The sequence below is a fragment of the Rhodospirillaceae bacterium genome (assembly GCA_002728255.1).
Lineage (GTDB): Bacteria > Pseudomonadota > Alphaproteobacteria > UBA7887 > UBA7887.
On sequence record PBWV01000020.1, the window covers coordinates 18,983 to 33,771 of the forward strand.

Annotated in this window: 10 protein-coding genes; 6 read left to right on the forward strand and 4 right to left on the reverse strand. The window is 48.0% G+C overall.

Annotation, left to right across the window (positions count from 1 at the left end; translation table 11 throughout):
* Positions 1-42: 42 nt before the first annotated feature.
* Positions 43-2,229 carry a malate synthase G gene (locus CMM32_05595; protein MBT06374.1) on the reverse strand — a complete coding sequence of 729 codons (2,187 nt, stop codon included), beginning with the start codon at positions 2,227-2,229 and terminating at the stop codon, positions 43-45.
* Between the two features lie 246 nt (positions 2,230-2,475).
* Between CMM32_05595 and CMM32_05600 the strand changes: the two genes are divergently transcribed.
* Positions 2,476-3,249 carry a 2,4-dihydroxyhept-2-ene-1,7-dioic acid aldolase gene (locus CMM32_05600; GenBank protein MBT06375.1) on the forward strand — a complete coding sequence of 258 codons (774 nt, stop codon included), beginning with the start codon at positions 2,476-2,478 and terminating at the stop codon, positions 3,247-3,249.
* A 1-nt stretch (position 3,250) separates the two neighbouring features.
* Here CMM32_05600 and CMM32_05605 read toward each other — a convergent pair whose 3' ends face one another.
* Positions 3,251-4,225, reverse strand: a complete 975-nt coding sequence (locus CMM32_05605) for an NADPH:quinone oxidoreductase (protein MBT06376.1) — start codon at positions 4,223-4,225, stop codon at positions 3,251-3,253.
* A gap of 84 nt (positions 4,226-4,309) precedes the next feature.
* On the opposite strand from CMM32_05605, the gene CMM32_05610 reads away from it, so the two are divergent.
* Positions 4,310-5,200 carry an MBL fold metallo-hydrolase gene (locus CMM32_05610; GenBank protein MBT06377.1) on the forward strand — a complete coding sequence of 297 codons (891 nt, stop codon included), beginning with the start codon at positions 4,310-4,312 and terminating at the stop codon, positions 5,198-5,200.
* A 21-nt stretch (positions 5,201-5,221) separates the two neighbouring features.
* On the opposite strand, the gene CMM32_05615 is transcribed toward CMM32_05610, so the two are convergent.
* Positions 5,222-6,433 carry an N-acetylmuramoyl-L-alanine amidase gene (locus CMM32_05615; GenBank protein MBT06378.1) on the reverse strand — a complete coding sequence of 404 codons (1,212 nt, stop codon included), beginning with the start codon at positions 6,431-6,433 and terminating at the stop codon, positions 5,222-5,224.
* A 545-nt stretch (positions 6,434-6,978) separates the two neighbouring features.
* Between CMM32_05615 and CMM32_05620 the strand changes: the two genes are divergently transcribed.
* Positions 6,979-9,531 carry a ribonuclease E/G gene (locus tag CMM32_05620; GenBank protein MBT06379.1) on the forward strand — a complete coding sequence of 851 codons (2,553 nt, stop codon included), beginning with the start codon at positions 6,979-6,981 and terminating at the stop codon, positions 9,529-9,531.
* 43 nt (positions 9,532-9,574) lie between these two features.
* On the opposite strand, the gene CMM32_05625 is transcribed toward CMM32_05620, so the two are convergent.
* Positions 9,575-10,729: a 1-aminocyclopropane-1-carboxylate deaminase gene (locus tag CMM32_05625; protein MBT06380.1), complete on the reverse strand. Its 1,155-nt coding sequence runs from the start codon at positions 10,727-10,729 to the stop codon at positions 9,575-9,577.
* Between the two features lie 170 nt (positions 10,730-10,899).
* Between CMM32_05625 and CMM32_05630 the strand changes: the two genes are divergently transcribed.
* The 3 genes from CMM32_05630 to CMM32_05640 all read left to right on the forward strand — a co-directional run bounded on the left by CMM32_05630 (position 10,900) and on the right by CMM32_05640 (position 14,773).
* Positions 10,900-12,312 carry a peptidase gene (locus tag CMM32_05630; GenBank protein MBT06381.1) on the forward strand — a complete coding sequence of 471 codons (1,413 nt, stop codon included), beginning with the start codon at positions 10,900-10,902 and terminating at the stop codon, positions 12,310-12,312.
* A 120-nt stretch (positions 12,313-12,432) separates the two neighbouring features.
* Positions 12,433-13,161: a hypothetical protein gene (locus tag CMM32_05635; protein MBT06382.1), complete on the forward strand. Its 729-nt coding sequence runs from the start codon at positions 12,433-12,435 to the stop codon at positions 13,159-13,161.
* Positions 13,162-13,339: 178 nt separating this feature from the next.
* Positions 13,340-14,773, forward strand: coding sequence for a peptidase S41 (locus CMM32_05640; protein ID MBT06383.1), 1,434 nt, complete (start codon positions 13,340-13,342; stop codon positions 14,771-14,773).
* Positions 14,774-14,789 lie beyond the last annotated feature (16 nt).

A 14,789-nucleotide genomic window follows, 5' to 3' on the forward strand; every position in this document is an offset into this window, starting at 1 on the left:
AATGACCCATCCCAGGGGGATCACCAAAGCTTCTCAGATTTTTTAAGACGTTTCAGTGGATTTCACCTCAAGTCGACGTGAATGGAGAATGGGCTCAGTATAACCACTGGGTTGAGTGGTCCCCAAAAAAATGAGATCACAGGCAGCTTTATAAGCGGTGCTACCCGAGAAATTTTCGGACATTGGAGAATAAAGCGGGTCATTTGCATTTTGCGCATCGACCACTCTTGCCATTCGTTCGAGGGTCTCTCTTACTTCTTCCTCGCGACAAATTCCATGGTGTAACCAATTTGCAATGTGTTGGCTAGATATCCGACAAGTGGCTCGGTCCTCCATTAAGCCAATGTCGTTTACATCAGGTACTTTGGAGCAACCCACCCCTTGGTCAATCCAACGAACAACATATCCCAGTATTCCTTGAGTATTGTTGTCCAATTCTCTTTGGATAGTCTCCTGGGGCCAGTTGGGCCGTTCTGCAACGGGTATAGATAAAATTTCCTCCATATTTGCTCGCTCTTGACGGGCAAGTTCTTCCTGTCGTTCTTCTACATCTACATCGTGGTAGTGTATAGCGTGCAGAGTAGAGGCGGTTGGAGATGGCACCCAGGCAGTTGTCGCTCCAGACAGGGGGTGGGCTATTTTTGCTTCCAGCATGTCAGCCATTTTATCTGGCATAGCCCACATACCCTTTCCAATTTGCGCACGGCCTCTTAGTCCACATTCAAGCCCAATATCTACATTCCATTTTTCGTAGCCTTGGATCCAATTGGCGGCCTTCATGTCGCCTTTCGGAATCATGGGGCCGGCCTCCATGGAAGTATGGATTTCGTCGCCCGTGCGATCCAGAAAACCGGTATTGATAAAGGCCACGCGTTCTTTGGCGGCTCGAATGCACTCTTTGAGGTTTAGTGTAGTTCTTCTTTCTTCATCCATGATGCCGATCTTAAGGGTAGAGGGAGCGATTTTCAGCATATCCTCAACAGCTGCAAACAGGGTGTCGGCAAATTCTACTTCCTCGGGCCCGTGCATTTTGGGTTTTACAATATAGATAGATTTTTCAGCGGAGTTCCTGGGACTAGAGGTTTTTACAAGATCATGCATGGCTATCAGTGAAGTTATCACAGCATCCATAATCCCTTCAGGAATCGGTTGGCCATTTTTGTCAAGAATGGCATCCATTGTCATTAGATGGCCGACATTACGTACCAGCATAAGGCTTCGCCCTGGAAGGGTAATGGTGTCGTCTTCAGGAGTTCTATACGAGCGGTCCGGGTTAAGTTTCCTTGTAATTTCGGTATCATCTTTATCGAACCTCTCAACAAGGTCACCCTTCATCAAACCTAGCCAGTTGCGATATGCATGGACCTTATCTGATGCATCAACTGTGGCCACCGAGTCTTCGAGATCGATAATGGTGGTTATAGCTGACTCTAGCATTACGTCCGTCACTCCAGCCTGGTCCGTCTTCCCAATTGGGTGTTCGCGATCAATCATAATTTCAATGTGTATGCCATTATTGGCCAGCAGGATGGTTTGTGGTGTAGCTGCATCACCCGTGTATCCTACAAGCTTTTCAGATTTGTTGGCCAAGGTAGTTGCCCGCCCATTGGCTAGTGATACTTCTAAGTTTCCTTCTTCCGGGTCGATGCTGTAGTTAGTAGCATCAACATGGGAACCAGAAGCCAGAGGTACCGCCCTGTCTAGAAAATCCTTGGCGAACTTAATAACTTTTGCCCCTCTATCCGGATTATAGCCGCCGCTTCGCTCTGCTCCGTCTTCTTCAGAAATTGCATCTGTACCATAGAGGGCATCGTAAAGGCTCCCCCATCGGGCATTGGCAGCGTTCAGGGCGTATCGAGCGTTTGTAACTGGCACCACTAGTTGTGGTCCTGCGACAGAGCTAATTTCCGGATCAACGTTTTTTGTGTTGATAGAAAATGTGTCACCCTCAGGAATCAGATAGCCTATGGATAGCAAATATTCGCGATATTCTTGTGGATCAAAGTCTTGGTCCCGATGATCAATATGCCAAGCATCGATTTTGGATTGGAGCATTTCCCGTTTTTCGAGCAACTCCTTATTACGAGGCGATAATTTCTCAATTAATGCGGCAAATTCTTCCCAGAAAGGCTCACTGGACAAACCGGTGCCTGGGATAGCTTCATCGTTGATAAAATTAAATAGCGTTGTGGCGACCGAAAGGCCAGCGACTTTAGTGGTCTCGGGCATAAGTAAATATTCTCCCTGCTAATGGCGTTCTCTGGCCCTGTTTAAATTTTGATCATCCGGTGGATGTAACCATTTCGGCGACCATCAATCAAGTTGAACTACCTTAAAAGGTTGGTCGGATGTATTCAATCTGCTATCAAATAGTCCAGCACTGTTTCAAAGACTTTTTTGGCCCTCTAAGTAGGTTAGAGCTGGGAAGTTGGGGTTCGGGGCGGCTTGTTGATTGTTGGATAATGGAGAGAAAATATGCGGAAGAATGGGGTTCGAGAAATTTGGGAAGGTGGAGGAAAGGTAGTCAACGGGTGGCTTGCAATACCAGATTCTATTAGTGCCGAGGTAATGGCAAGGTCAGGCTTAGATAGCGTAACAATTGATATGCAGCATGGTCTCGTGGAATATCAGGCTGCTGTAACCATGTTGCAGGCGATATCAATCACTGATGCAACGCCTATGGCTCGGGTTCCATGGAACGACCCCATTCCGATAATGAAAATGCTAGATGCAGGTGCCTATGGCATTATTTGTCCTATGGTTAATAATCGTGAGGAGTGTGAGCGATTCGTTGGAGCTTGTAGATATGCTCCTGCCGGGTATAGGAGCTTTGGTCCGGCGCGCGCCGCTATGTATGCAGGTGCAGATTATGCAGCCAACGCAAATACCAGTGTGATCACAATGGCTATGATTGAAACTGCCGAGGCCATGGATAATTTGGAAGCTATTATGTCAGTGGAAGGATTGGATGCTGTTTATGTGGGGCCAACTGACCTTTCCATTAGCTTAGGCCATGCGCCCGGAACAAAAGGAGCGTCATTGGAGCCGGTCGCTGACAACGTGATCGCTGCAATAGATGAGATCCTATCCATGGCGGCAAAGAAAGGTATAAAGACAGGTATTCAGTGTACTTCTGGAGATGGTGTTCGAGACAAGTTCCAGAAGGGCTTTGACCTGGGTACTATCGCTGGTGATTTACGACTGTTGGCTGCAGGGGCTGCTGCGGACATAAAGGCTGCGCGATCTTAAGTCAGGGGGTAAGGACTACTTTTCCGATTGCTTCTCTCCTGCTGATTTGGTCCATTGCTTCGGCTACTCGGGTCAATGGGAGTTTACTGTGAATTTGTGGAGTAAGAAGGCCGTCTCTGGCTAATTTTAGAATGCTTTGAGAGGCCTCCTCTCCTTTTTCTGGATCTCTTCTTCCGTATTCACCTGCCCGTACTCCGACAACCGAGCAGCCTTTAATCAGGACGCGGTTGGCGGGGGCAGCGGGGATGCGACCGTCCGCGAATCCCACTACTAATAAACGGCCACCCCAGGCAATGCACCGGAGTGATTCATCAAAGATCTCTCCGCCAACAGGATCAAATATTACATCGGCGCCCTCCCCCGAGGTTATTTCTTTGACCTTCTCTCGGAAGCCAGAATTTTTCAGTAATATAACGTGGTCCGCTCCGTTCTTTTTAGCAGCCAAGACTTTCTTCGAACTACTGACTGTGGCAATCACTTTTGCTCCGAGAGCTTTCCCCAGTTGAATCGCAGCAAGTCCGACGCCTCCAGCAGCTCCATGAACCAAGAGGGTTTCTCCTTTCTTTAAATTCCCCCGAGGCACAAGGGACACATAGGCGGTAGAGTAGGCCACTTGAAATCCCGCACCCTCTGCGAAGTTGAAATGTTCGGGTAGGGCTCGAATTTTTTCGAGCGGCACTACACATTGTTCAGCGTATCCACCCGTTCGCATATGGGCCATTACATTACTTCCGCAATGGAATTCATCGCTCGCCGAGCCCATTTCTATAATTTTCCCTGCCACTTCAAAGCCTGGAATGAAAGGTAATTTAGGTTTGTGTTGATACTTTCCTGCTATCATTAGAATATCAGGGAAATTAATTCCAGCTGCTTTGACTTCAATCTTCACTTCCCCTTCTCCGGGCGGTCTTAAGGGCATGTCTACTATCGAAAGTGTGGATGGGCCGCCTAGTTTTTCGCAGAGTACAGCCTTCATGTGGGTGCTCCTTGAGCTTGATTTTGTAGGTCAGTATACAGCGCGTATACTAGGTGAGAAACATGGCAAGAGGATAAACAGGCAATGAAGAAATTAATTCTTGATGATGTCTCCGTGGAATGTTTGGTTGAGTCAGCAGGAAAAAGTTTCCATCCGGAGTTCCTGTTTCCAGATTTCGACTCGTCGAAAATCTCCGAGCATGAACATTGGTTGTTGCCGAGATTTATCGACCATAACTCAGGTCGTTTGTTGATGAGTATTCATACCTATATAATCCGCACGCCCGACTATATTTGTCTTGTGGACACTTGTGTTGGCAACTGCAAGCAGCGGCCATCCACTCCCGCTTGGAATGATAGGCGGGGGCCATGGTTGCAGAACTTAAAATCGCTAGGTATTGCTCCAGAAGATGTCGATTACGTGGTTTGCACACATTTGCATGTTGATCACGTGGGTTGGAATACAGTTTTCCACAATGGCGTTTGGGTCCCGACTTTCCCAAAAGCACGCTACTTGTTCCATAGAATTGAGTATGAGTTTTGGCAAGCAAATAGTAGTCTCGAACCAGGAGCCCGTTCTGGCGCTAATGACGAGTGTTTTGCCGACAGCATTACTCCTGTAGTTGAGGCGGGGCAGGCAGTCTTGGTGGAAGGTGATCACATTATTGATAGGCGTCTTTGTTTTGAGGCGTCGCCGGGCCACACTCCTGGCCACATTTGTTTAAGCCTCCAAAGTGGAGGCAAAGACATAGCTTTCACCGGTGACCTGATGCACCACCCTGTCCAAGTCGCTTGTCCTGATTGGAACAGCAGATTTTGTGTTGACCCGGAATTAGCCAGAGATTCACGTTATGCCTACCTACATGACTGCGCGGAAAAAGAAAAATTAGTGTTAGCAGCTCATTTTGCATCTCCAACACTTGGTAAAGTGGTTCCGGAGAGGAAGGGCTTTAGATTCGCCGCGGTGGATGAGTGATATGAGCCATTTTATTTGCGCCTATTTTTGCGGCTTTTCTGTGGTTTGGATGTAATTATGGAGCGACTGGGCTAGGGCTTTTATTAGTGGCAGGCGTGTGGAAGCATTACTTAACATATAGGCCTCCTCTTTATTTGACAGGAATCCAAGCTCGACCAAGACTGAGGGTATGTCAGGTGCTTTGAGGACGGCGAAACCAGCTTGCCTGTGCGGTTTGCGCAGCAAAGTTAAGCCCCGGGTTTTCCACTCATCGACTATAGAATTGGCGGCTTTAGCGGAGGAGTTATTTGTTTCACGCTGCGCCAGGCTTACCAATATAGAACTAACGTCAGCTGGGTGTTCTTCAAGATCGAAACCTGCTATCACATCTGACTGATTTTCTTTCTCTGCAAGAGCTTGTGCGGCTTTATCGGAGGCTTTTTCGGATAACGTGTACACATGACCACCGCGAATATCCTGATTTTTGATAGAATCAGCGTGGATCGATACGAAGAGATCCCCAGCAACTTGCCTTGCTATTGCCACTCTTTGTTTCAGTGGTAGGTATATATCAGTATCGCGGGTTAAGACCACTCTGTAGCTACCAAATTTTTCTAATGCCTTTTTAAGTTCTTTCGCTGCAGCCAGAGCAACAGTTTTTTCATAAAACCCATTTTTCCCAATGGCTCCNGGATCCACGCCGCCATGTCCTGCGTCCACCACAATTGTGAATTTTTTATCCACATCATCTTTGTGGGGCAGTGGGGCACTTTCCTCTGTCCTGTCAGGCGCAGATTTGGTNGCTCTAGTCTTAACTGCGGCNGCGGTAAACTCCTCATCTGATGCAGGCCGAAAGTCCAGCACTAAACGATATGGTTTTTCGTCGCTAGGCGTTAATATGAAATTCCGTGCTACCACGGATGGGGTGGCTAGGTNGATAACTAGTCGTGATACTTCTGGCTTAAAAAGCCCAAATCTAAAACTTTTGACTACGCCGACCTGTTCCTGTCGCGCCATTGAAACAAGAAATTCAGTTTGGCGTAAGTCAAGCACTATACGATATGGGTTTGAGATTAGAAGTATTTCAGGCTTTACCTCTTTAGTGACTTCCAGAACCAGGCGGGTATAGCTGGGATGCTCCCATATTCTTATTTCTGTTACTTGAGGCCCGAGGTCAGGTTCAGCTGATGTTTGGGCCGTTCCAAATAAGCTTGTAAACAGAATACTATAAAAGTAGGCAAAAACTACGCGCAATGTCGCCTCCCGTCACCAAATGATTGAACATATAATGGTTGGCTAATTGGTGCAGGCGCGATGAGAGGATTCATATTGGGGTTTTAGAGCCTTTTTGGGCTGTTATCACTTGTTGTAACCTATATATAGAGCCAAATATCCATGCAATATACCTTATATAGATTCTTTGGTGTAGTTATAAAGGGGGTGCGTCCTCCGTCGGAGGTGCAATGGCGATTGAGTTTGGGTGGGTTACGGGCTATTATCCAGGGTAGCGGTAGGTTGACTGGGTGTTCGGCCCTTAACATCTTAGGGGTCGATTGCTGTGTCTCTGGGTAAAAGGTGACTTTATTGGTTAGGGAAAGGTCCAAGAAACTGGTTGACTATCGATTTCAATTTTTTAAGAGGGTAACTGCTGCCCGTGCGGCTTTCACGTTACAGGGGCTATGTAAGCCCTTTGGTTTTTTCGCACGTTGGCGCTGTACCCAAATACTATGTTTATTGATAACGCTGCGCGCAATGGCCATGTTGGATATGCGCGCGCGTACTGAAAGGATTGTACGCCAATGGCGACAAAAATGCTTATTGATGCAAGTCACCCCGAGGAGACCCGGGTGGCGGTTGTGGATGGTGAACGGCTAGAGGAGTTTGATTTTGAAACGTCTATCAAAACTCAGAATAAGGGTAATGTATATCTAGCTAGAGTTTCCCGAGTGGAACCTTCCCTGCAGGCAGCCTTTGTGGATTATGGAGGCAACCGGCAAGGCTTTCTTGCTTTTAGTGAAATTCATCCAGATTATTATCAGATACCGATCGACGATCGAAAATCTGCTGTTTCTGACCTCGGTTCGTCGGAAATAGGGGCAGCGGCAAGCGACCCTGCCTCAAACGACGCAGATGAACCTGATGTTGTTGATGAACCAGGCGATCGTCAGGATACGGCGAAAAGGAGTGAGAGGGGACGGAGATCATACCGAATTCAGGAGGTTATTAAACGTCGCCAAGTTTTATTGATACAGGTAACTAAGGAAGAACGCGGGACAAAGGGAGCTGCCGTGACCACTTATATTTCCTTGCCAGGGAGATATTGTGTTTTGATGCCTAATACTCTCAAAGGCGGCGGGGTGAGTAGGAAAATTGATTCCGGTGAGGACCGGCGGCGCCTGCGATCGATAGTTAATGAGTTGAAAGTGCCAAAAGGGATGGCTGTAATAATCCGAACTGCGGGTCAAGAGAGAAACAGAGCGGAGATAAAGCGTGACTTAGATTATTTGCTTAGGCTATGGGAAATCATTCGCGAGTCGACCCTAAGGTCCGTAGCGCCTTACCTGATTTACGAAGAAGCAAACTTAATAAAGCGGTCAATACGTGATCTATACAGACCCGAGTTTGAAGGTATTCTGGTCCAAGGTGATGAGGGGTATAGAATAGCAAAAGCCTTTATGCGGACGATGATGCCCAGCAGGGCTAAGTTGGTGCAGCCTTACAGGGACAAAAAGAGCCTATTTAGGCAGCACAAGATTGAAGAACAGCTGGAGCATATGCATGATCCTGTGGTGGGGCTCCCATCCGGTGGTTATCTGGTGATTAATCCGACAGAGGCCTTAGTTGCAGTCGACGTCAACTCTGGGAGCGCTACCAAAGAGCGTAGTATTGAAGAGACCGCCCTTAAAACCAATATGGAGGCGTCGGAGGCCATTGCGCGACAAATGAAGCTCCGCGATCTGGCCGGTTTAGTAGTCGTGGATTTTATAGATATGGCAGAGGCTCGGAACAATAGGGCTGTTGAACGGAAATTAAGGGAGGCGTTTTCGACTGATAGGGCTAGGGTTCAGATGGGCAGGATAAGTGTGTTTGGCTTATTGGAGTTCTCGAGGCAGAGGCTTCGCCCTAGCTTATTGGAGGTCAACTCTGTGACGTGTTTTCGTTGCGGGGGAAGTGGCCGCAATCGTTCTACCGAGTCTCTTGTAATGCAGGCATTGCGCGAACTAGAGGAGGAGGGCTTAAAGGGAAATAAGGGCTCTGTTGAAGTCACTATGCCCAGGAATGCAGCCATGTATCTTCTAAATGGCAAGCGGCAGAGCCTGTCTGAGTTAGAGGCGGAATATGAAATGCGAGTTTTCGTGACAGAGCAAAATGTGGAGGATCCCGCTGGCGTTGTTATTGCGCCTATTGGATCAGAAGTGGGTGACAGAGCCTTGCAAAGCTCCCCTATCCCGGAGCCAGAAAGTAAGCCTGAACCGAGGGGAAGGCCTAATAATTCTAAGAAGGGGAGGCCAAAAGGAAAACAGACTACTGTTAAGGCTCCACAGGGAAGTTCGGATATGAGTTCGGCGGCCACTATTAGTGAGGAAGCATCCGAAGAAAATGAAAGGGTCGGTGCAGGACGGGGCCGTCCACGACGAAGAGGAAGGCGTGGAGGTCGAAGGCGGAACTCCGGTGAGAGGTCTCCGGCGGCCGCTTCTGGTGCTGAAACACAGTCTGTAGGGGAAGTCAGTGTTAGTGGGGTATCGGAGCAGGCGACCCAGGCTCCTCCCGCGGGTCCCCTGTCAAAGACAGAGGAAAGCGAAGGCCCTCTTGTCGTATCCTCGAAGATCTTGCAAGAAGAGGCCGCAGAGATGGTTTCCAAGGCGCAATCCACTGATGCGATCGACTTGGGCTCTAAGCCTCCTTCGGGCAAAAAGCGGCGCACAGGTCGAAGGCGGTCAAGCTCCACGAAAGAGGATACGAGCTCCTCAGGTACTGAAAGAAAGCGAGGGGCAAGCCGTCGCTCAACCCCTGCAAGTCTCCGAAGACCTTCTTCTGAGGTTGGAGAAGAGGTAAGTAGGGGGTCTTCAAGGTCAAAGAAGGGACAGGGCCGGGAGGCTGGATCGGGCGCAGGTGAGACGGAAGTTCTGGCAGAAGTGCCTTCTGCTCGTTCGACCAAACGTGTTAGAGATCGGAAGTCGCGCACTCGCTCAGTCACAAAGTCTCCCAGGTCTGAATTAAGAAAGAACACGAAAGGAGAGGCCCATGAGGACCTTTCATCGGATCAGGCGGAGGAAAGTGGACACGATCCGGAGGGGGTATCAAATGCCAAGCGGCGGAAAGGTTGGTGGCAAAGAGTAACAGGCTCCTAGTGGTCGCAAGACCTATAATCAATTTTTCCTACAATTTGCTCCTTTAACCTCTCCATTTTGTGAGACGGGCGCATGCCTCGTTTATGGTTTGTTCCTCGCCCGCAAACGAGATCCGTATGTGTTTATGNCCATCCCGTGGATCAAAATCGATGCCGGGAGTGGTGGCTACACCTATTTCTTCAAGCATTTGCCTACATAAATTTGTTGTATCGTTTGTGAGATTTGATGCATCCGCATATAGATAGAACGCCCCATGTGCGGGGTGGAGGTTGATAAATCCGAGGTCTGGCAGAGTTTTCATAAGTGCAGCTCGGTTTCTTCCATATGCCTGCACATATGCATCTAATTCATGACGGCAGCCAAGCGCTACAATAGCAGCTTCCTGTGACAGGACAGACGGGGAGACAAAGAAATTTTGCGTTATTTTCTCTATTGCTGGAATGAGNTTATGGGGGGCCACCATCCAGCCTATGCGCCACCCCGTCATTGCATAATATTTTGAAAAACTGTTGATAACTATAACATTTTCGTCAAATTCAGCAGCAGTGGTTGGTGCTCTGTCGTAATTAATGCCATGGTAGATTTCGTCGGAAATCAGACGCACTTGGTGAGTTTTGCTCCAAGAGATTAATGTGGATAATTCGTCAACTGTCAGCATGGTGCCTGTTGGGTTTGCAGGGCTGGCTACAATGAGACCTTGAAGTGGATAATTTTNCTGCAGAAGTNCTATAACTTTATCTAATTTAGTGCTGGGACCAGGCCTTATAGGGACAACCTCAATGCCAAGAGCTTGCAGTATATTTCGATACGCAGGGTAACCTGGTTCAATTATGGCTACTCTGTCCCCAACATCAAACGCTGCGAGAAATGCCAATAGGAAGGCCCCAGACGCTCCAAAGGTTGCCACTACGCGGTTAGCAGATATTTCAACTCCATAGGCGGATTTGTAGTGCGCGGAGATGCGATGCCTGAAGGCAGACAAGCCTAACGCCTCCGTGTAACCCAAAGGCCCCTGTTCTAAAAGGTGTTGTGCGCTAGCGATGACTTCCTTTGGGGCCNCGAAACATGGTTCTCCTACTTCTAGATGGAGAATATCTTCCCCGGCAGCTTGGCGTTCATTAGCATCTCTCATGACTTCCATTGCAAAAAATGGAGAGATATTGCTCCTGGTCGCTATCTTCAGAGTTTGATTGTTCATACTGTAACTGGTTCAGTGGTTCTTTGTTGAAGGTTGTGCTGTTCGAACCCACCAACACAAAAAAGAGTTTCAACGAATTGGGTGGGACTAAAGCACACTATGATGCAGCAATGTAACTGGGTGAAGGTCTAATTCCAAGGTTTATAAGTACTGCTAAGGTTTGCTAGATTATGGGTCTTACCACTAGAGNATGGCTGCCGAACGGAGGTGAAGAAGTGAAGCTGCAGATCCCCATTATCGTATTCGGCTTGGTTTCAGTATTTTCAAATGGCTTCACAAAGGAGCTTTCGGCGCAGTCCTTATCAGTGTTACGAGATTCGGAGATTGAGACAATCCTTCGGGTTTGGGCGGACCCGCTGTTGGAGTCTGCTGGCCTGGACCCCGACGCTGTACGCATTCGTCTAGTCAATGATGCGAGATTAAATGCCTTCGTTGCGGGAGGCCAAAACATCTTTCTGAACTCCGGTCTGCTTATGGCGACCGAGGACCCGCTTCAGGTCATAGGCGTTGTTGCACATGAGATAGGGCATATTTCGGGTGGCCATTTGGCGCGGTCCGAGGAGGCGTCTCGGCAGGCTCAAACGATTGCATTGCTACACACTGTGCTCGGCATTGGGGCCGCGGCAGTAGGGGCTGTTGCGGGGTCAAGAAGTTCTGGAGAGGCAGTTGGAGCCCTGATATCTGGAGGTGGAGCGGCTGGGCTCCGACATTTTCTTGCTTTTAGCCGGACCCAAGAAACGGCAGCTGATCAGGCGGCTTTAAGATTATTGGAAGCAAACCAGATATCGGCTAAAGGTCTTCTGAAGTTTCTGCAGAAATTTGAAGACCAAGATTTGCTAAGCCCCGAACGGCAGGATCCATATTTGAGGACGCATCCGCTCACACGCGGAAGAATCAGCTTCGTTAAGAATCACATTGCAGCGTCCGAGATTTCTAATAANCAGACTTCTGGGCGTTTGCTGAACCAACACGCTCGGATCCGGGCTAAGTTGGTAGGGTTTCTCCGACCTATAGACAAAACACTTCGCCTATATCCTCCTGAAGATAAATCAGTTGCAGCTCGTTATGCTCGAACCATTGCCTATTATAAGGATTCAGATATTGAGCGGGCATTACATGAACTGGAGAAACTATTAGTAGAGGAGCCTAAGAATCCATATTTTCATGAGTTGCGAGGCCAGATTCTTTTTGAGAGTGGCCAATTGCGTCAGGCCTGGCCAAGTTACGAGATGGCGAATGAGCTCTTGCCAGACGACAGTTTGTTGATGTGCGCTCTGGCGCGGTTAGAAATCGAATTAGGTGACCAGGAGCTTGTGCTCAAAGCCATAAGGTCCCTGGAAAAGGTAATTATTGATGAGCCTACCAATAACGTAGGGTGGTGGCTTTTATCGATAGGATATGGGCGGGTTGGGAGGATCCCTGACTCCTCTTTGGCATCGGCGGAGCAGGCAATCTTGGAAGGTCGTCCAGAGGATGCGTTGTTATATGCGGCTCGTGCCATGCGAGGGTTTGANCCTAATTCTCCTCGGTGGCTTCGATCTAATGATGTCGAGCAACTCGCCCGTCGGATTATAGCAAGGTAGTCATTTCTGCCATTAAGTTTTGGATGTTATTCAAGGGGTGCTGAGGTAGGGTTGTGAAGATGAGCTGAGTTTTTAAGGTCTGGACTGTGGAGGTGTTAGGTGGATAGAAGACAGTTGACTATGTGGCTTTGTGTAGGGGTTTTTTGCTTCGGNAGTGCCGTCATTGCTAGTGCAGAGGAGAGTTTATCGAGTTCTCAACGAAGTGAAATAGAGCAGCTAATTGAGGAATATTTAATTTCTCATCCTGAAGTTATTTTGGAGTCTGTGCAAAATTACAGGGAACGCCAGGAGACAGAGAGAATTGAGCGGGGAGTTAGTGAACTAAAGGCTCGAATGGTTGATTTAGAACGTGATCCCGAAACTCCTGTTGCGGGAAATCCAGACGGCGATATCACCTTGGTTGAATTTTTTGACTACAATTGTGGTTATTGTAAAATTGCTTTGACTACCATTCGCGAGTTGCTTGAGGAGGATCCAGGAGTCCGTCTGGTACTAAAGGAGTTTCCAATTTTGAGCGAAGGTTCAGAATATGCTGCTAGAGCAGCGCTCGCAGCCGGGGTCCAGGGGCGTTATTTTGAATTTCACAGTAGTCTTATGGAAATCCGTGGGCAAATCTCTGAACAGGCGGTGTTGGAGGTTGCCGCTCAGGTTGGATTAGATGTCGCGAAACTCAAGAAAGATATGGAAGCTGAGAGTATAATTTCTCAACTAGAGTCCAATAGGGAATTGGCGCGATCACTTAATATAAATGGTACACCAACCTTTGTAATAAGGGATCAAATTATTCCCGGAGCAGTGGATGCGAAGGCGTTGCGAGAGTTAATAAGGGAAATTCGGATCAACGATTAGTTTTCACGTTTTTAAGGGTCATATTTTTGAAATTGGGACACTCGTCCCCGCAGAGTATTGTCGCGCGCATCTGGAAAGGATGTGTTGAGACCTGTGTCTGGGGGCAGAGATAAATTTGATAACTTGGAGGAGGAAGCGAAAAGTTTCTGATAGAACTGCTATAGTCAGAGGTTGCGTAATGTTGTGCGCTGCCATTTTGTTGTTATGTTCATGTGTTACTCCCCACTCTAATAAACGATTAGGTGACAATGGTGGGAACTTAGATTTTGATGGACTTGAGCAGAATTTCCCCCGGCTATTGGAGGTTCGGTCTTTTCTCGCATCTTTTTCTGACCATTCGAAGGATGGAGATTTAATCGCAGAAAAACTTAACTTGTTTGCTGAGGTATTTCAGGTTGCTAGGCGAAATTATATAATTTCATTGTCGGCAGGACATCTTATAGATAGCTTCTTAGAGGGTATTGACCTGAAGCCAACTTCTGAACATCCGTATAACAATGTCTCAGAGCGTGTGAATAAGGCCCTAAAACATATGCTCAGGAAACTAGACCCGCATTCGGATTATCTCACTTCGAGGGATTTTGATCGTATCAAATCCCGAACCCTCGGCGAATTTAGTGGCATTGGTATAGAAATGACTATGGAGGCTGGCTATGTAAAGTGTGTAGNAGTTATTCCCGGAACTCCGGCATCTCGTTCTGGGATTAAGCCAGGAGATGTAATAACAAATATTGATGGTGTTTCGGTCAATGGGGCGAGCCTAATAGAGATTGTTGATCGGATCCGTGGTTTGCCTGGGACGATCGTTACCCTTAATGTGGCCCGTCATGAAATATCGGATACTTTCCAAGTCAAGATTNTGCGCGAGAAAGTTAAGGTCGAGAGTATTGAATCCCGGATGGAGGGCAATATTGGATACATTCGGATCTCCACTTTTAATGAGAGTACGGGCGAATCTTTGCGAGAGGCCCTGAGGGAGCTTGCTGTTGGTCAGGTAGAAGAACTGGACGGGTTGGTGATAGACCTAAGAAATAATCCGGGAGGCTTGTTGCAGCAAGCCTTGCGGGTAAGCAACTTTTTTTTGGTGTCTGGTGAAATTGTTTCTACAGCAGGGAGAAGGGATGAGCAGATTCGTAAGTTTCAGGCTGATAAAGAGGATATAAGTATGGGGCTGCCGTTGGCTGTTCTTATCAATAACGCTACTGCCTCCGCCTCGGAAATAGTTTCCGGGGCTCTCAAGGATCGTGGTCGGGCNCTGATATTTGGGCGGCGATCGTTCGGTAAGGGCTCAGTGCAAAGTATTATTCCTCTCTCTGGTCTACGCGGGGCTCTCCGCCTTACAACAGCAAGATACTATTTGCCCTCGGGCCGATCTATCCAAGCGCACGGTGTGGAGCCCCATGTAGTGGAGGAAGCTGAGAGCGCCTCCTNTCGCGAGGCCGACTCAGCAAACTTTTTACAGCCGGATAACGAACTTATGTCTCGGGGTACTGTTGCTCTCAGCGATATTTGTCCTGAGTCCTCAAAGGAAAACGACCCTGTCCTTTCATGTGCCCTTTTTGCTTTGCGCTCGCGCCTGCTTTCTCCGAATTCTCTGCAGTTACGAAACTGAAAATTTTTCAAAACTA